Below are 18,909 nucleotides of genomic sequence, written 5' to 3'. Positions count from 1 at the left end.
GGTAAATATAAAGATAGGGAAAATAGCCATGACAAAAACAATTTTAATTACAGGTGCGAGTTCAGGAATTGGTGCTGGCATGGCACGTGAATTTGCACAAAAAGGATATAACTTAGCTATTTGTGCAAGACGTTTAGAGCGTTTAGATGCTTTAAAACAAGAGTTAGAATCTGAATACGCCATTCAAGTCAGTACCAAAGTATTGGATGTGACCAATTATGAACAAGTTTTTGAAGTTTTTAGAGCTTTTAAAAAAGAACTTGGAAGCATAGATCGTATTATTGTAAATGCGGGTATTGGTGATGGACGTCGTATTGGAAAAGGTCATTTTGACATTAACCGTGCAACAGTAGAAACTAATTTTATTTCTGCACTTGCTCAGTGTGAAGCGGCTGTTGAAATATTCCGTGAACAAAAATCTGGGCATCTTGTCGTGATTTCATCTATGAGTGCTGTTCGTGGAATGCCTAAACATTTAACTGCGTATGGTGCAAGTAAAGCGGGTGTTGCTGCTTTAGCTGAAGGTATTCGCGCTGAATTATTAAATACACCAATTAAAGTAACAACCATTTTCCCTGGTTATATTCGTACAGAAATTAATCAAGGTGCTAAAAAGCTACCTTTTGAAGTGGATGAAAAAACAGGTTCACGTTTGCTTGCAGCTGAAATTGAAAAAGCACCAGCTAAAGCTTATGTACCTAAGTGGCCTTGGCTACCTATTGGTTTAGCAATGAAAGTATTACCATTAAGCTTGGTCAATAAATTAGGTTAACAAAGTTAATTTCATTCATTGAGTAAAAAGGGGCGAAAGCCTCTTTTAAGCATCGGCATGTTTAGCAATATAAAAACAAACCATAGAAATTGCGCTTGCTATAACTAAAATTAAAGCTGCGGAAAATGCAGGGTTATCGCCAATTCCACTTAAAGATGTACATATTGCACCAATTGCCATTTGGGTAAATCCATATAAGCCAGATGCCGAACCTGCAATTTTAGGATTTACATTTAATGCATTGGTGAGAGTTGCCGTAGATGTTAATCCAACGCCAAAACAAAAGCTCACCACAGGTACCATTAGGGTATATGGTGTTAAATAATTAATATAGGTAAAGCCAAATAATATCAAAGCAAAAAATAAGCTAATACAACAGCCCATAGTAATCATTTTATTTAAGGTAATACGTGAGACTAATCGTGTAGATGTAAACGTACCTAACCAAACACCAACCATGATGAGTGCTAAATAAACACCAACATCATGAAGGGTGCCATGTAATTGATGTAAAACAATATAAGAGGAAACACCTAAAAAACCATAAAAGGCAGTTGTCGCTAAACTGCCGCCTAAGGTATAACCTAAAAACTTAGATGAAGTGATTAATTTACGATAATCAATAAAGACATTTTTAATGGATGTTTTATTCTTTTTATTGTGAGTTGTATCTTGGATAAAAATACATACTAATAGTAAATTCAATAAACCCAGTATCGATAAGAATACAAAAATACTTTTCCAACCTGAAATAGAAGCAAGGAATCCACCTAAAATAGGGGCTAATCCTGGACCAAACATCACCATCATATTCATAAGTGATAGGCGTTTGGTTGTTTCTATACCTGTAGATGTATCTCTAACAATAGCTCTACCTAATAATAATCCCGTACATCCACCTAATGCTTGTAAAAATCGCATGATAATTAAGAAATATAAATTATTAGCGAAAATTGCACCCAAACCCGCCAAGGTATATAAAATCATGCCAAAAATAAGAACAGGTCTTCGACCAATGCTATCTGCTAAAGGGCCGTAAATTAATTGTCCAAGTGCAAGACCCAATATATAAATACTTAAAGTAAGTTGTACTTGGTGCATATCTGCATGGAAATATTGACCTACTAAAGGTAAAACAGGCACAAAAATATGCATGGCCAATGTGCCACTGAGCGTTAGTATTGCTAAAAACCATAATGGAACGGTTTTTCCATACATCATATTTACGTGCCTTTATCGCTAAATTGCGAATGTTTCGTTTAGATGAAGTCTAGTTTGTATTGAAAACACATCATAGCTATTGTCATTATTTTCATCATAATTCAAACAAAACTGTAAAAATTAAAATAAAAAATACGATATTACGTATGATTTAAGATGGTGAATTAATGAGATGGATCTTTTGATAGAATGACTAAAAAATATATTTTAGAGCAAATAATCTAATTTAAAATCAATATGATGAAAAGATAATCAAATGAATGATGTTTTGATTAAAACAAGTTCCATTTTTATTAAAATACTTTAATGTACAAATGTTCATTAATTTAAGGTTCACCCATATGTCTTTTTCTTCAGAAATGACAGATCAGCAAAAAATTTCTAAAGTTAGATCTGTTGTGACTAAAGCAGGAGAAGATTTACGTCAGCGTTTTCCTATTCTTAAACATCAAAATTTTATTGGTGCAAGTATTTTATTTATTGCACTTGCAGGAATGATTTTATGTGCAGTGGGTTATGCGTATGATTATCTACCTGTATGGGCGTGTATTCCTTTAATTGCATTTTTTGCATCTTTAACACATGAATTAGAACACGATTTAATTCATTATATGTATTTTAAGAAAAAGCCTTGGGCTCATCATTTAATGATGGCATTAGTTTGGTTAGCACGACCTAACACAATTAGTCCTTGGTCACGTAGACGATTACATCTGCATCATCATAAATATTCTGGTTCAGAATTTGACTTAGAGGAACGTGGCATTAGTAATGGTATGCCGTGGGGTATTAAGCGTATTCTTGTTATTAGTGATCAATTGATGACTGTTTATTTACGTCCATTTAAAATGTATAAAATGATTGGTTTGTTTATTGAAAAACAACCTGAAAAAGAACGTAAAGTTGCACTTATTTCGCAATTACTTGGTTTTGTACCATTAAGCTTAATTTATTACGGTTTATGGTATGTATTTGTGATTTATCACGTAGTAAACGGTATTGCACCATTATTTGGGCAAACCATACATTGGTCTGCAACATTAATAAAAGCCATGCCAACGATTAACTTTTTAGCTGTTATTTGGATTATTCCTAATTTCGTACGTTCATTTAGCTTACAGTTTATTAGTTCAAATATGCATTATTACGGTGATATTGATCCACGGGATGTAATTAAGCAAACACAAGTGTTAAATCCGTGGTGGTTAATGCCATTCCAATTGTTTTGTTGCAACTTCGGTTCTACACATGCAATTCACCATTTTGTTGTAAAAGAACCATTTTATGTACGTCAAATGACATCTAAAACAGCACATATAGTGATGAAAGAGGTTGGTGTTCGATTTAATGATATTGGCACTTTTAAACGTGTAAACCGTTGGAACTAAAATTAAACTTCCATCCATGAATATAAAATAATAAATCCTGCTATAAATGCGGGATTTATGGTTTCTAAAAGGCCTTTAAGTTATTCATTTTTCCCGAAAAAAATGAATAAGTGCATCCTGTAGTACAATTTGCCAAATTGCATAAGAATGACCACCTACATAATTTTCAAATCTTACATTATGTCCTTTATCTTTTAAGTCTTGTGCGACTACAGGAGAGCTTTCTAAAATACTTAAATCATTATTATTTCGTGAAGTTTCGTAAGTATTTGCAGATATATACCAATGCTGAGATGGCTGATTATTTTTTTCACGGATAATTTTACTCATACTATTTGGTAAGTCTGTTGATTTTTCTTGCCACCAAAACGAACCAGATAAAGGCACAATATGACTAATATTATTTGGGTTTTCTAAACCTAAATATGCTGAACTTAAACCACCTAAACTCGAACCTAAAAGTACAGTTTTTTTGATATTTCTATTTTCTAATGTTGAATCTAGCCATGGTAAAAATTCACGTGAAAAAAAACTAGAATATTCTGAATTTGGGGTAAGTTCTTTTGGCCGTTCAATAGAGCTAGGATGTGCTAAAAACACAGCTTGAATAGGGGGAAGTTTTCCTTGACTAACCAAAATATCAAGGGATTTTGAGATATTTAAAAGTTTAGAATATTCTTCACCATCAAAAAATATTGCAGTAATATAGTCTTTATTTTGTGCTGTTTTAGATTGATAAATATAAACTTTTCTATCATTATTTAGTATCTTACTATTTAATGTATAAGATTTAAGTTGTGGCTGTACATCATTAGAATAATCCTGTGGATCAATATATTCAGGAGAATTTGATAAAGTCATAATATTTTCATTTCTTAAGCTAGATGGATCATTAATAGGTAAGAATGTTCTTTTATTGAATGGATCCAGTTTCTGAACTTGGAGAACAGCACGGCGTTGTGGCCTAGACTCTTTTAAATCTGTATTTAAATGCGGACAATAATGAGTTAAATATCCATCAATATTTGGTAAATCTACAGCAAAACTATAACTTCCAATAAATCTATTATCGACAATACTTTCTTTAAACCAAATATCTGTACCTTTTAAGCGTGTTAACCATTCATGGTCATTACTAGCTCCTCCCACTATTCGAACATTATGTTTAGCCCCTTTCCATAAATAAATTACACGACTATTTTTTGAATCTATAGGCTCAATAATAGGGGTGCCTTGTTTTTCGATATTCTGCCAAAATTGTTGAATTATTTTTTCTTTATCTAAAGGCTCTTTCTTTATTCGATTGCTTAAATTTAAAAGTAACGGGGTATTAGGATGTACAGCTTCACAAGGTTTAGCGTATTGAAAAGAAGTTGTTGAGATGCCTTCAGCATAAATATTCAATGTAAGTATACTTAAAGTACTAAATAATAAGGTTGTTTTTAGCATTTTATGCATAGGTATTAGGAGGGTATTTAATATATTATATGATAATGATTCTTATTAAAAGAAAACAGCCACATTTAAATACATGAACAATCAATTGTTTATTCTAATTTATTGACACTTTGGTCAATGTAGTTTAGCTCTTATTCATCATACAATTTTATACATAGAAAAATGTATAGATATCATTATGTTTTTAAAAGCTGCGACTATTGCATTAATACCTGCGCTTATTATTCAGGGCAAAAAAGTAAAGAAAAATACACCCAGATTACCCGAACCTGAAGGTTTACGTGATGGAGTGACAGGACAAGGGAAAAAGCTTTCAATTCTTATTTTAGGCGATTCTGCTGCGGCAGGTGTTGGTGTTGAAATACAAGATGATGCTTTACTAGGAGGCATATTATCTGAACTGAAAGATCATTATGAAATTACATGGAAACTTCATGCAAAATCTGGTGATGCAACGGCTCAAATTGTACGAGCAACAGAAGATTTACCAAATCAACACTATGATGTAGTTCTTACATCTGTTGGTGTTAATGATGTGACAAAATTAATGTCTGCAAATACTTGGATTAAAAAACAAGAAAAATTATATCAACTTATTCAGGATAAATTTCAACCGAATTTGGTAATTGCAGCAGGTGTTCCTCCTATGAATTTATTCCCTGCATTACCCAATCCTTTAGGTTGGCTGTTTGGTCAATATTCTAAAAAAATGAATGAGGAGCTTTCACAACTTGTAGAAAAAACACCGTATTTAGAGTGGATTGAGTACGATATTTTGAAATATCAACATTTAAATTTACCTATGGCAAAAGATGGATTCCACCCAAGTAAGGAAATTTATCAAATTTGGGCAAAAGAAGTCGCGGATAAAGTGCGTAAAAACTTTTAATATAACAGTATAAAGAGTTGGGCAATAATGATATTGAAATGCAAAATCTAGACGTTGAAATAGAAACACATCCTTTAGAACCATTTTTACCTAAAAATGGGAAACTTCTTATGCTAGGGAGTTTTCCACCACCAAAGACTCGATGGAAAATGGATTTTTATTATCCAAATTATCAAAATGATATGTGGCGTATATTTGGAATTTGTTTTTTTCAAGATAAAGATTATTTTTTAGATTTGCCAAATAAGAATTTTCATTTAGAAAAAATAATAGATTTTTTAAATGAAAAAGGTATTGGTATTTTTGATACGGCGTATCAAGTTAAGCGGTTAAAGGCCAATGCGTCAGATAAGTTTTTGCAAATTGAAACAGCGACAGATATACATTTATTATTAAGTGAAATGCCAAACTGCTTTTCTATAGTCACTACAGGTGATAAAGCAACTGATACGCTTATGCTATCTATGTCTGAAGGAACACTAAAGCCGAAAATTGGTGAATCCTCTACATGCTTATTTAATGACAGAAATTTAACGCTATATCGTATGCCATCATCATCTCGGGCATATCCATTGGCATTAGAGAAGAAGGCGGAAGCTTATAAACATTTATTTGAAGAAATAGGCTTACTTTAGGTAAGTCTATTTCTGTAATTAAGGTTAGGCGAATTTTTTAGCTAAACCGACACATATAACAACCGCGATACTTATGATAATCATCGCAACATCAATATTTTCATGTAAAACTACAGCAGATATAAGCATACCAATAAATGGTTGTAATAATTGAATTTGTCCAACTTTTGCAATTCCGCCTAAAGCTAAGCCTTTGTACCAAAATAAGAAACCAATGAGTGTGCTAAATAAAGCAACATATATAAGGCTAATTATTGGTGCTATTTGAGTTGTTGAATAATGTGTAGGTGCATAAATAATAGAAAAAATTAACATGATAGGTAACATAATGGTTAAAGCCCAACATATCACTTGCCAGCCACCTAATTCACGCGAAAGCTTTCCACCTTCGGCATATCCCAAACCGCAAATGAGAACTGCTGCAATCATATATAAATCACCTATTTGTAAGACTGAACCTTGATCGTGTAGCAACATATATCCAGCAACAAAAGAACTTCCTAGAAGCGCAAAAAACCAAAACATCGGTTTAGGTTTTTCATTGGCGCAAAGCACAGCAAAAATTGCAGTAGAAAGGGGTAACATTCCAACAAAAACAATTGCTCTTGCAGCAGTTATTGTTTGTAAAGCAAATGCAGTCAAAAGAGGAAATCCAATGACTACACCTGAAGCAACAAGAAGTAGAGATTTGAATTGACGGTAATTCGGAAAAATTTGTTTAGTCGCTATTAAAAAAATTAACCCAATAATTCCTGCAATAGATGAGCGAGCATAGGTCATGAATTCGGGGCTGAATTCCATTACACCAATACGTGTTGCAGGTAATGAACCAGCAAATATTACAACACCGATAAAACCATATAAAAAACCGTTATTTGTATTCGTCATTTTTCAATTCTCGTGCATCTTCAAATTGATTAAACGACATTTAAGGTAAAGCTTGGATATACAATCCAATACAATTTAAAGTAACTGTTATGGTTTAAATTGCAGTACAATTTTTAAAAAACATGAAATTAGATTATGTCTAAAACCAAAATAGAATCTGTTACAGAAATTATTCAACTGCAAATTTCGAATAAAAGTTTAATTGCAGGTTCGAGACTGCCATCTGTGCGCCAATTTGCGCAACAAATGAATTGTTCCGTGTCTACTATTGTCGAAGCCTATGCACGTCTTGTTGCAAAAGGTGTTTTAGAGTCGCGTGCTGGTGCAGGTTATTATGTTTTAGGCAATAGACAGCATTATAATTTTGTTGAACAAGAGTTTAGTTATCAAAGAGAAGTTGATCCTTTATGGATTTCAAGACAAGCTTTAGAAGCAAGTCGTGATACATTAAAACCAGGCTGTGGCTGGTTACCTGAAGCTTGGATGCCTGAGCAAACTATACGAAAAGCATTAAAACATGCAGCCAAATCGAGTACATCTTTATTAATAAATTATGCAGTACCACATGGGCATTTACCACTTAGACAACTTATTGCACGTAAAAAAGAAATTTATGATTTAAAAGTACATCCAAATCAAATTCTTATTTCTGATTCTGCCACACAATCTATAGATCTTATTTTTAGGCTTATTTTAAAAGCAGGAGATGTCATTTTAATTGATGATCCTTGTTATTTTAATTTTCAGGCTTTAATTAAAACGCATGATTTGAAAGCGGTTACTATACCATTTACACAAAATGGACCAGATATAGAAAAATTTAAGCAGGCTCTTAGTTTAAAGCCTAAAATTTACTTAACAAATACAGGTATTCATAACCCAACAGGAGCTATCCTTTCCTTACATACAGCGTATCAAATTGCAAAATTGGCTGAACAAGCAAATTTAACCATTATTGAAGATGAAATATTTTCAGATTTTGAATACACACCTGCGCCTAGATATGCCTCATTAGCAGGTTTTGAGCATGTCATTCAAATTGGTAGTTATACAAAAACTTTATCTGCAGCTGTACGTTGTGGTTATATTATTTCTAATTTAAAACTCATTGATGCTTTAATAGATTTAAGAATTTCGACAAATTTTAGTAATAGTAATTTAAATGCAGAAATTATTTATCAATCATTAATGGATACAAGTTTCCCTAAGCACATTGATTGGCTTAAAAAACAGCTACTCAAATTTACCAAAGATACGATAATTAAACTTGAAAAATTAGGTATTGAACCGTGGATTATTCCTAAAGCAGGAATTTTCATTTGGTGTAAATTGCCCAAAGGGATTCATGCTTCAAAGCTTTCACAATTATGCTTAAAACAAAGCATCATTCTTGCACCTGGTAATGCTTTTAGCCAATCTGAAGGTGCAGAATGTTATATGCGTTTTAACGTTGCACAATGTATAGATCAAAAAATATTTGATGTACTTGAAAATGCTATTGATGAATTGAAGCAAGAAAATACAAGAGTAAATTAATTATCATATTCAACATAATCCCAAAGGTTTAATCGCGCTTTAATTTCTTTACGTAAATTTGGAAGCATTGCTAAAAGTGTTCCATCAAGCCATAAAATTAAGGCTTGTGTTGAAAGTTTTTGTTCTGCTTCATCAACTAACTGAGCACCTTTAACAATAACTAATGTTTCATTATTCGCAGGAGTTTCTATACCTTTAAAGAGTACTTGTAATTCATGACCAGTATCTTGAATTAACCATTCCAATTCAATTTGAATATTATGATTAGACTTTAAGATGACTTGTCCTTCGAGTATTTCATTATCACTTTCACAATCATGATCTACTCGAACTTTAGATAAAAACCATTCTTGCCGGCTTAAATCATTTAAAGTTTGGAAGGGGGTTAAGATATTACTTAAATTGAATTGGCGACTTAAATCAAAAAATTGCATTACAGATAAACAAATGGGGAGATATAAAATGTGAATTTTAAATTATTTCTACTTTCAACGAAATACAAAAATAAAATTTGCTTATATTTTAACTAAAACACTTATAAAGAATAAAAATGTGTATTTGTTGTCATTACATTAGCCATTCAATAGGTAGGTATGAGACAGCTTTAAAGGCAAAACGCTGAAATTTAGTGGTTTCAGGTTCTGTTTGATAAATGACGGTAGAGCCATCTAATTTGTATTCTAACCAAATTAACTCACCATTTTTATCAAGTTTTAATTCGTATGCAATTTTAGGTAAGTATTCATTTAATTTGTGTTGGACTTCTTGTTGTAATGGATCAGATTCAATCACTAAACCAACTTCAGTATTTAAGTGAACGGATCTTGGGTCAAAATTAAATGAGCCAATAAAGACCATACCATCAATATCAAAAAATTTTGCATGCAAGCGAGATGCATTCTTATTTTTAGCTGGAATAACATTACCTGTCGCGACTTCATACCATGTACGCTTTTTTCGCTCTATATAAGGTTTAAACTCATATAATTGTACGCCAGATTGTAATAAGCTTTTTCGATACTTTTGATAAAAAGCATGAACAACAGGAACATCATTAGCCAAATAGGAGTTGGTTAAAACACGGGTAGCAATATTATTTTTCTGAAGATTTTGTAAATATTCCAAGCCTTTTTGCTGTGGAACAAAATAGGCTGAAACTAAGTCTAGATGCTTTTGAGGTTGTCCCATAATATTGAAAATTTGTGTAGAAATAAGTTCTTCTTTCTTTATTGTCCCTCTTATTTTATTGGGCGAGTCTGCGACTAAATGTACTTTAGCCCAGCGAATAGCACTACTTTTTAATGTGTTATGAATTAGTTTTTCAGCATTATAAATTTTTTGTTCTTGTTGTGTTTTTCTTAAACCATCTAACTCATATTTTTTACGTAAAACTTTTAAATCTTCAGATGAACTTTCACCCAATAATTGTTGAACAGAATAGCTTAAATGATCATTCCAAAAGCTGTTAAATAAAGAATTTGCTTCTAATACTGGTGTGCCATAAAACATAATATCAAGATCTGTGAATTGAAACTGATCGCTCGCATCGAAATATTCACGGCTAATGTTACGTCCACCTGTTACAGCAATAACACCATCACCAATAATCAATTTATTATGCATACGATGATTGATCTTTTTTAATCTAAATAAATAGTCTATTGCGCGTAATTTTCTAAACTTATATGGGTTGAATAATTTAATTTCAAAATTTGGATGTTGAGCAAGTTTCTGTAATGTCGAATCTAATTGTGTACCATTCTGATCATCAATTAACAGCCTTACTTTTACACCTCTATCCGCTGCTTTTAAAAGCTCTGAAAGTAATAGGCGTCCAATACTGTCATTTTCCCAAATGTAATATTGTAAATCTATGCTGTGTTTGGCTTTATTAATAATATGCAATCTAGATGCAATACTTAAAAAAGCATCATCTAAGGCTAAATATGCTGTTAAATTTTGCTCAAGTTTTGCATTAAAGTTTTCCCCATGTAGCCAATAATCGCTGTTTTCTTTTAAATCCATAGGCTGAATATGTTCTTTTTCGACCGCTTGATTCATGGGTACATCACATCCTGTAAGTAATATGAATAATATTTTAATTTTAAGCGTTTTTTTAATTTCCATAGAAAGTAGATTCATGTGAATCATTAAATCTCATTTCTCTTTAATATAACGTATGTTAAAGGTTGAAACTGAGAATAAAATAACGATACTGTAAATTATCTGTAAGTCAGTAACTCAATAAAGGAATGCATTACATGAAATCTCGTGCAGCTGTCGCATTTGCTCCAGGTCAACCATTACAAATTGTTGAAATTGATGTAGCACCACCTAAAGCTGGTGAGGTATTGGTCAAAATCACCCATACAGGGGTTTGTCATACGGATGCTTTCACTTTATCTGGTGATGATCCTGAGGGTATTTTCCCTGCAGTTCTTGGTCATGAAGGAGCGGGTATTGTTGTCGAAGTTGGAGAAGGTGTCACAAGCGTTCAAGTTGGTGATCACGTTATTCCACTTTATACCGCAGAGTGTGGTGAATGTTTATTCTGTAAGTCTGGTAAAACGAACTTATGTACATCTGTTCGTGCAACACAAGGTAAAGGTGTAATGCCTGATGGCACAACACGTTTCTCTTATAATGGTGAACCTATCTATCATTATATGGGCTGTTCGACATTCTCTGAATATACAGTTGTTGCGGAAGTTTCTTTGGCAAAGATTAATCCTGAAGCAAATCCAGAACATGTGTGTTTATTGGGTTGTGGGGTAACGACAGGTTTAGGCGCTGTTAAAAATACAGCCAAAGTTCAAGAAGGTGACACAGTTGCAGTCTTTGGTTTAGGTGGTATTGGTCTTGCTGTTGTACAAGGTGCTCAAAAAGCTAAGGCAAGTCGTATTATTGCGGTCGATACAAACCCAGAAAAATTCAAACTAGCTGAAGAGTTTGGAGCAACTGATTTTGTAAATCCAAAAGATTTTGACAAGCCTGTTCAAGAAGTTATTGTTGAAATGACAGGTTGGGGTGTAGATCATTCATTTGAATGTATTGGTAATGTGAATGTGATGCGTTCTGCACTTGAATGTGCTCACCGTGGTTGGGGGCAATCTGTCATTATTGGTGTTGCAGGTTCTGGACAAGAAATTTCAACCCGTCCATTTCAACTTGTTACAGGTCGTACTTGGAAAGGTACTGCATTTGGTGGTGTAAAAGGTCGTTCACAACTTCCGGGTATGGTTGAAGAAGCAATGAAAGGTGATATTAAACTTGAACCTTTTGTTACGCATACAATGGGTCTAGATAAAATTAATGAAGCATTTGATTTAATGCATGAAGGTAAATCCATTCGCTCTGTTGTACATTTTTAAAATAAGTATTGATTGTAAAAAAGCCTAATTTATTAGGCTTTTTTACTTTTATGAAAGGTATATTTAAAAAATGTAATGGTTGAACGCAATCATCGAAGATTTGTCTTAATTTTAAGATTAAACAAAAAATAGCTTGTCAAAGCCTTTAACTACAGGTATTTTGTTGGAAAGCTTATTTTTAATTGATGAAAAGATGTTAAAGCAACCTGTAATTTCAAACGCAACTTATTATTTTTGGCAATTTAGATAATTGCCTGAACGCGTTTGGGCTAACAAAATAGGTTGCCCACAAGTTTATACCTGATTGGGGCAACCCAATCGGGTTTTTTTATATCTTTTGATTTATATTTTGGAGAATTTTAATGAATACATTTACTTTGTCATATTTTAGCAACTCTTATTGGTTTTACTTTAGTCAACTTATGACGCAATCCACAAGACCCAATATGCTCAAATAAATGATCGGACTGAAAAATGCAGTCCAAAGGAATGAAGAATGAATGCTTTAGTAACGACATTAGAAAAAGAAATAAAGAAAGAAACGACTTTAAGTTTACCAACAGCACTAAAGGCTGCTTTACCACTATCTGCAAAATTAGCACAGCAAATTTTAGAACATCGTCAAACTGTGCAAAACATCTTAGATGGGAAAGATAAACGCTTAATGGTAATTACAGGACCATGTTCAATTCATGATCCTATTGCAGTGCTTGAATATGCTGAAAAACTATTTGAATTACAAGCACAAGTATCTGATCAAATTTTCCTGGTTATGCGTGCATATATTGAAAAACCACGTACCACTGTGGGATGGAAAGGCTTTTTATATGATCCAAACTTAGATGGATCTGCAAATATGCAATTGGGCTTAGAAAAATCTCGTCAACTATATTTGCAGCTTATTGAGATGGGGCTACCTATTGCTTCAGAGATATTAAGTCCAATGGCAACAGCATATTTTGATGATTTATTGGCTTGGGGTGCAATTGGTGCAAGAACAAGTGAGTCACAAATTCACCGTGAAATTTCAAGTCACATGCCATTTAGCATTGGTTTCAAAAATGGTACAGATGGTTCAATTCAAATTGCATTAGATGCCATTCAATCTGCATCAAATGAACATCAATTTTTAGGCATGAGTCAATCTGGATTACCTTCATTAATTGAATCTAAAGGTAACCCACATGCACATTTAATTTTACGTGGTTCAAATACAGGCGTTAACTTCACACTTGCTGAAATTGAGAAAATTAAACAAAAAGCAAAAGGTGAATTACCCGCATTAGTCATTGATTGTAGCCATGGTAATAGTGCTAAAAATCCGTTAAATCAACCTGAAGTGTTAAAAACAATTGTAGCGGAAAGATTACAAAGCAATGTACGTGGTGTAATGCTTGAAAGTCATTTAGTTGATGGTAATCAAAAAATTTCATGTGATATGACTTATGGACAATCGGTTACAGATGGTTGTTTAGGCTGGGAAAAAACAGCACAACTTCTAAACGAGGTTGCTGAAAATTTAAGATGTAATGAAATTAAATTAAGTGCTTAAATTATTGTTTGTCCAAAAAAACCTCTAAAATTTAGAGGTTTTTTTAATTTTAAGATAAAAAACAATGCAAAATATAAAATAATTATCATTTATATGAATAAATGTGAATTAATTCAATTAATAACATATTGTAACATGATGAAAATTATAAGAATATGATTTCAGATAAAAGTTAAAATGTTGTTTATTAAGGCAATATTTAAAAATACTTCATATATTTTAAAGTGAAACTACTTAATGTACACCACAGAATTGCTCGACGAAGCGCGTAAATTTATGTTTCATATGCTCACAAAAGTTGTTGAGTATGGTGGATCTGATTTATTTATTACCGCAGATTTCCCACCTAGCATTAAACATCAAGGTTTAATGAAAGCATTTGGTCAGCAAGAGTTAACGGCGGAAAAAACAAAGTTATTTGCTTACAGTTTAATGAATGAACGTCAGCGAGCAGAGTTCGAATCTGAGCTTGAGTGTAATTTTGCGATTAGTATTCCCAATGTTTCTCGTTTTCGTGTAAATATTTTTCAACAGCAACTTAATGTTGGTATGGTAATTCGTACGATTACCGCAGAAATTCCAAATTTTGAAAAACTAAAGCTTCCTGAAACCTTAAAAAGCGTAATTATGGAAAAGCGCGGTTTGGTCTTGGTGGTAGGTGGTACTGGTTCAGGTAAATCTACATCTTTAGCTGCAATGATTGACTATCGAAATGAAAATTCGGCAGGGCATATTATTACTGTAGAAGATCCTGTTGAGTATGTACATAAGCATAAAAAATCGATGATTACGCATCGTGAAGTAGGTGTAGATTGCCACTCTTGGCACAATGCTTTAAAAAATACATTACGCCAAGCGCCAGATGTAATTTTAATTGGTGAGATTCGTGATACAGAAACCATGGAACATGCAATTGCTTTCGCGGAAACAGGGCATTTATGTTTAGGTACACTTCACTCAAATAACGCCAACCAAACACTTGACCGTATTATTAACTTCTTCCCAGAAGAACGCCGTAATCAATTGCTTATGGATTTATCAAGTAATTTAAAAGGCATTATTTCGCAGCGTTTAATCCGAACTCAGGATGGTAAGGGACGTCGAGCTGCTGTTGAAATTATGCTGAATACGCCATTAGTTTCAGATTTAATTCATAAAGGCAATTTCCATGAATTAAAAGAAGTGATGTCTCGTTCACGTGAATTGGGTATGCAAACCTTTGACCAAGCATTATTTGATTTATATAACTATGGCGAAATATCATATGAAGAAGCATTACGTAATGCAGATTCATTGAATGAATTACGCCTACAGATTAAATTGAAATCTACACGTCAAGATTCAGCTATTCCTGCAGAATCCTCATCATTCACAATGAATAAATCTGATGATGCTTAATTTTTATAATTTTAAGTAGTATTTGAATAAAAAAGGCATCTAAATAGATGCCTTTTTTATTGAGTATTCACTTATATTTTAATTATAAGCCAGCTTCATATTGTTCAGCAGAAAGTAAGTTTTCAATATCTGCAATATTGTCAGGTTTGATTTTATAAATCCAACCTTTGCTATATGGTGCATCATTTACAAAATCGGGATCATCTTCTAAGTCAGCATTCACTTCTACAACTGTACCTGAAATAGGCGCATGAATATCTGAAGCAGTTTTTACAGATTCCACTACACCTGCTTGTTCACCCGCAGTAATATGCTGACCTACTTCAGGTGCTTCAACATAAACTAAATCGCCTAATGCATCTTGTGCATGGTCTGAGATACCAGTAACAACAAGATCACCTTCAATACGAACCCATTCATGCGTAGTCGCATATTTTAATTCAGCAGGGTGATTCATTGTGGTAACTCCTTAAAAGACGGCAAAATAACATGTGCTATGATTTATACATGTTTTTACAACAAAACAAAAGATGAATTGGTAAAGAGATATAGATCAATTGCTTAGACTTCATCCACTTCTATAATTTATTGAAAATACAGTATAAGCTTATGCAAGATGTCGTGCTCATTCGACTTGAGTGCTAAAAGACTATATTCATACTCTATTTTAGATGAATGATCTCTATAAATTTCCCTCTATTATTTTATATAGAGGGTATTTTTATTCAAGAATAAAGCCACCTGTTTGACGTTGCCAAAGTTGAGCGTAAATTCCATTTAGAGCGACTAATTCATCATGTGTACCTTGTTCAACGATATGACCTTGATCAAGTACAATTAAGCGATCCATTTGTGCAATTGTTGAAAGACGATGTGCAATTGCGATAACTGTTTTACCTTTCATTAATTCATCTAAGCTACTTTGAATAGCAGCTTCAACCTCAGAATCTAATGCGCTTGTTGCTTCATCTAAAATAAGAATAGGCGCATCTTTTAGAAATACTCGAGCAATGGCAATACGTTGACGCTGACCACCTGAAAGTTTAACACCACGTTCTCCTACATAAGCGTCATAACCTTTTTTGCCACGCAAGTCAGTTAAATGTGGAATAAATTCTTCAGCTTTTGCTTTACGTACAGCTTCAAACATTTCTTCATCTGTTGCATTTGGACGACCATATTTAATATTTTCAGAAACAGTTCGATGCAATAAAGAAGTATCTTGCGTTACAAGGGCAATATTTTTTCTTAATGTATCTTGAGTTACATCTTCAATATTTTGACCATCGATTAGAATTTTGCCTTCATTTAATGTGTAAAAGCGAAGAAGAAGTTGAATAAGTGTGGATTTACCTGCACCTGAACGTCCTACAATTCCAATTTTTTCACCAGGTTTAATGGTTAAATTAAGGTGATCAATCACATTTTTATCGTTATATGCAAAAGTGATATTTTCAAAGCTAATTTCACCATTTTTAATGCTAAGTTCATGGGCATTTTCTTTATCTTGAATGCTAATAGGGCGACCAAGTGTTTTCATACCATCTTGAATCGTCCCGACATTTTCAAATAATGCAGATGTTTGCCACATAATAAACTCAGCAATACTATTTAATTTTAGGATCATTGCCGTTGCAGCAGCAATAACACCTAATTCAGCTTTACCAATTGTCCAAAGCCAAATAGCAGTTCCAAGTACACCAACATATAAAACAATACTGAGTAAGTTAATGCTTATTTCATACATTGTGCCTAAACGCATTTGCTTATAAACCGTAACCATGAACTCTTTCATAGAGGCTTTTGCATACTGACTTTCACGTCCAGCATGCGCGAAAAGTTTGACAGTTTGAATATTTGTATAGGCATCTGTTACACGACCAGTCATGACTGCTCGAGCATCTGCTTGTGCATGTGAAACTTTGCTTAATCGTGGAATAAAATAAAGTGCAGCACAAATGAAAAGTATAAACCAAACTAAAAGTGGCACAATTAATAACGGTGAGATTGAACCTAAAACAATGATCATGGTGAAGAAATAGATAAATACATAGGCAAGTATATCGCCCAAAATAACCCAGAACTCACGTACTGCTAATGCAGTTTGCATAACTTTTGAGGACAACCGTCCAGCAAAATCATTGTGAAAAAAATCTAAACTTTGTTGCAGAAGTAAATTGTGAAATTTCCAGCGTAAACGCATTGGAAAAGTACTATATAAAATTTGATGTTTAATAATTGATTGGAAATTTGCAAAGAATATATTGGCAAATAAAATAAAGGTTAAAATAGTTAAATTAGCTTGATGATTAGCAAGAAAGGTATCAGGCTGACTTTTACTTAGCCAATTCACTAAGTCGCCAATTTTTGCATAAAATAAAGCTTCAAAACTGGCAGCGCCAGCAGTACAAATAATTAATATAAATAAATAAGGACGTACACCTTTAGATGCCTGCCAGACAAAAGGGAAAAACTTTGTGGGAAGTGGCTTATTAAGTCCTTCATTTGGATAAGGATTCAATAGTTTTTCAAACCACTTCAACATATTTAAACTCACTTAGTTATGGAATCTTGTAAATCATGCTATTAGAAAACATGATCTAAGCTTATGAATGTCATTTTAGCATGAAAACAATAGCAACTATGGGATGTGAGAATATCTAGCATTTCATGTGAAATTTATTGTGTACACATGAATGTAACAATAAAAAAATATAAATTATTTAGAATTACTAATAATAAAAATTAAGTTTTATTCCTAATGAGAGATATTTATGAAAACTATAATTTCATTTTTTGTGATAAATGTATTGGCTATTACATCCGTAGTTTATGCGGATACAAATGTTAAAAGTAAGCTTTTTATTCAGAAAGATCATCAGAATACAATGCCAGATACCAATTCATCCAAAGAGAAAGTTGATTTTTTTGAGCTAGCTAAAAAAAATGAAGTACCGACGCCTACACCCAATTGGGATGCTTCTTCAACAGTTAATATGAGCGCTTATGACCGTGCACAATATTATATTGGTCAAAATGATATTGTAGGTTTAAATCAGGAAGTGAACTCTCAAAGAGCGCAAACATTAAATAACGCACTTAAACGAGGAGAGATTACAAAAAAAGAATATGATGCCCAAAGAAACAGTAATACTAATTTCATGATCCCTGGGCGAAAATCAAATAGTGCAGGTTTTACAATAGATTTTGATTAATTCTTTGAATAAGTTTGCCCTAAATTTAGAGCAAACTTATTACCACATTAAATCATCTGGAATAACATAAGCAGCATACGGATCTTCTTCATCGGTTGTTGCTTCGTTTGTTTCAGAATTATTTACAATGATAAAACCTTCTAATTTGCTATTGATACGATCTGCAAGTGCTTTAGGTAAAAATGCATAACTTTCACCATCTTTAGCAATGACAAGGCTACCTGTAACCAAAGCATTATAAATTTGCTGGTTGATATATACTTTTTTAATCTTACTTTCATCAATAAATTGATAAACAACATCACCATCTGTATCACGGATTTTGTGCTGCTTAATCATTTGAACAATCGCGGCATGTAATTCTTTTTCTTGCAACGCTGCTTTTTTCTCTAGTTCAATTGCTTGATCTTTTGCAAATTTTGCTTGTTTATCTTGTTCAATTTTAGCTTTGATTTCCACATCTGTACTTTCACCTGTACGTTTTGCATGTACAGCTTGTTTAGATAGCTTTTTAGCTTTTTTATTATCGACTAAACCTGCTTTAAGTAGTTGAGCTTGAAGTGCATTTTTAACCATGAGAAATTAA

General features: G+C 32.9%; 17 protein-coding genes. 9 read left to right on the top strand and 8 right to left on the bottom strand.

All coding sequences use genetic code 11. From position 1 onward, the window contains the following. The first annotated feature begins 28 nt into the window (after nucleotides 1–28). Entirely contained in the window at nucleotides 29–772 is a 744-nt protein-coding gene (locus AC5YDH_RS06870; RefSeq protein WP_496117978.1) for an SDR family oxidoreductase, read from the top strand. Between the two features lie 45 nt (nucleotides 773–817). On the opposite strand, the gene AC5YDH_RS06865 is transcribed toward AC5YDH_RS06870, so the two are convergent. Then, on the bottom strand, nucleotides 818–1,993 hold the full coding sequence (locus tag AC5YDH_RS06865; RefSeq protein ID WP_496117976.1) for a multidrug effflux MFS transporter: 1,176 nt from the start codon (nucleotides 1,991–1,993) through the stop codon (nucleotides 818–820). Between the two features lie 341 nt (nucleotides 1,994–2,334). Here AC5YDH_RS06865 and AC5YDH_RS06860 point away from each other — a divergent pair, with 341 nt between their 5' ends. Beyond that, nucleotides 2,335–3,381 (top strand): fatty acid desaturase, encoded by a 1,047-nt coding sequence (locus tag AC5YDH_RS06860; protein WP_496117974.1) that lies wholly within the window; start codon nucleotides 2,335–2,337, stop codon nucleotides 3,379–3,381. Between the two features lie 84 nt (nucleotides 3,382–3,465). Here AC5YDH_RS06860 and AC5YDH_RS06855 read toward each other — a convergent pair whose 3' ends face one another. Further along, entirely contained in the window at nucleotides 3,466–4,830 is a 1,365-nt protein-coding gene (locus AC5YDH_RS06855; RefSeq protein WP_496117973.1) for an alpha/beta hydrolase-fold protein, read from the bottom strand. A 187-nt stretch (nucleotides 4,831–5,017) separates the two neighbouring features. Here AC5YDH_RS06855 and AC5YDH_RS06850 point away from each other — a divergent pair, with 187 nt between their 5' ends. Beyond that, on the top strand, nucleotides 5,018–5,728 hold the full coding sequence (locus AC5YDH_RS06850) for an SGNH/GDSL hydrolase family protein (protein ID WP_496117972.1): 711 nt from the start codon (nucleotides 5,018–5,020) through the stop codon (nucleotides 5,726–5,728). A gap of 38 nt (nucleotides 5,729–5,766) precedes the next feature. Next, complete coding sequence (locus tag AC5YDH_RS06845) at nucleotides 5,767–6,363, top strand: uracil-DNA glycosylase family protein (RefSeq protein WP_496117971.1); 597 nt, start codon at nucleotides 5,767–5,769, stop codon at nucleotides 6,361–6,363. 24 nt (nucleotides 6,364–6,387) lie between these two features. Here the strand turns inward: AC5YDH_RS06845 and AC5YDH_RS06840 are convergent, their stop codons facing one another. Beyond that, nucleotides 6,388–7,251: a DMT family transporter gene (locus AC5YDH_RS06840; RefSeq protein WP_496117969.1), complete on the bottom strand. Its 864-nt coding sequence runs from the start codon at nucleotides 7,249–7,251 to the stop codon at nucleotides 6,388–6,390. A gap of 135 nt (nucleotides 7,252–7,386) precedes the next feature. Here AC5YDH_RS06840 and AC5YDH_RS06835 point away from each other — a divergent pair, with 135 nt between their 5' ends. Then, complete coding sequence (locus AC5YDH_RS06835) at nucleotides 7,387–8,787, top strand: aminotransferase-like domain-containing protein (protein WP_496117967.1); 1,401 nt, start codon at nucleotides 7,387–7,389, stop codon at nucleotides 8,785–8,787. Here the strand turns inward: AC5YDH_RS06835 and AC5YDH_RS06830 are convergent. Continuing rightward, nucleotides 8,784–9,221 carry a hypothetical protein gene (locus tag AC5YDH_RS06830; RefSeq protein WP_496117965.1) on the bottom strand — a complete coding sequence of 146 codons (438 nt, stop codon included), beginning with the start codon at nucleotides 9,219–9,221 and terminating at the stop codon, nucleotides 8,784–8,786. The two genes, AC5YDH_RS06835 and AC5YDH_RS06830, sit on opposite strands and share 4 nt — an antisense overlap. A gap of 133 nt (nucleotides 9,222–9,354) precedes the next feature. After that, nucleotides 9,355–10,929, bottom strand: a complete 1,575-nt coding sequence (locus AC5YDH_RS06825; protein WP_496118045.1) for a phospholipase D family protein — start codon at nucleotides 10,927–10,929, stop codon at nucleotides 9,355–9,357. Nucleotides 10,930–11,048: 119 nt separating this feature from the next. Between AC5YDH_RS06825 and AC5YDH_RS06820 the strand changes: the two genes are divergently transcribed. The 3 genes from AC5YDH_RS06820 to AC5YDH_RS06810 all read left to right on the top strand — a co-directional run bounded on the left by AC5YDH_RS06820 (nucleotide 11,049) and on the right by AC5YDH_RS06810 (nucleotide 15,108). Further along, the gene (locus AC5YDH_RS06820; protein ID WP_496117963.1) at nucleotides 11,049–12,158 is read left to right on the top strand and encodes an S-(hydroxymethyl)glutathione dehydrogenase/class III alcohol dehydrogenase; all 1,110 of its coding nucleotides are present in this window, start codon (nucleotides 11,049–11,051) and stop codon (nucleotides 12,156–12,158) included. Nucleotides 12,159–12,654: 496 nt separating this feature from the next. Continuing rightward, nucleotides 12,655–13,710 (top strand): 3-deoxy-7-phosphoheptulonate synthase, encoded by a 1,056-nt coding sequence (locus tag AC5YDH_RS06815; protein ID WP_496117961.1) that lies wholly within the window; start codon nucleotides 12,655–12,657, stop codon nucleotides 13,708–13,710. A gap of 237 nt (nucleotides 13,711–13,947) precedes the next feature. Continuing rightward, entirely contained in the window at nucleotides 13,948–15,108 is a 1,161-nt protein-coding gene (locus tag AC5YDH_RS06810; RefSeq protein WP_496117959.1) for a PilT/PilU family type 4a pilus ATPase, read from the top strand. A gap of 82 nt (nucleotides 15,109–15,190) precedes the next feature. Here the strand turns inward: AC5YDH_RS06810 and gcvH are convergent, their stop codons facing one another. Both gcvH and AC5YDH_RS06800 read right to left on the bottom strand, forming a co-directional pair. Then, a complete protein-coding gene (gene gcvH, locus AC5YDH_RS06805; RefSeq protein WP_496117957.1) occupies nucleotides 15,191–15,565 on the bottom strand; it encodes a glycine cleavage system protein GcvH in 375 nt (124 codons plus the stop codon). 264 nt (nucleotides 15,566–15,829) lie between these two features. After that, nucleotides 15,830–17,653: an ABC transporter ATP-binding protein gene (locus AC5YDH_RS06800; RefSeq protein ID WP_496117955.1), complete on the bottom strand. Its 1,824-nt coding sequence runs from the start codon at nucleotides 17,651–17,653 to the stop codon at nucleotides 15,830–15,832. A 229-nt stretch (nucleotides 17,654–17,882) separates the two neighbouring features. On the opposite strand from AC5YDH_RS06800, the gene AC5YDH_RS06795 reads away from it, so the two are divergent. Then, the gene (locus tag AC5YDH_RS06795) at nucleotides 17,883–18,323 is read left to right on the top strand and encodes a hypothetical protein (RefSeq protein WP_496117953.1); all 441 of its coding nucleotides are present in this window, start codon (nucleotides 17,883–17,885) and stop codon (nucleotides 18,321–18,323) included. A 39-nt stretch (nucleotides 18,324–18,362) separates the two neighbouring features. On the opposite strand, the gene AC5YDH_RS06790 is transcribed toward AC5YDH_RS06795, so the two are convergent. Next, the gene (locus AC5YDH_RS06790) at nucleotides 18,363–18,899 is read right to left on the bottom strand and encodes a DUF2058 domain-containing protein (protein ID WP_496117952.1); all 537 of its coding nucleotides are present in this window, start codon (nucleotides 18,897–18,899) and stop codon (nucleotides 18,363–18,365) included. Nucleotides 18,900–18,909 lie beyond the last annotated feature (10 nt).

This window comes from Acinetobacter sp. FY683 (assembly GCF_059515885.1).
This window is presented reverse-complemented; position numbering and strand designations above follow the sequence as displayed.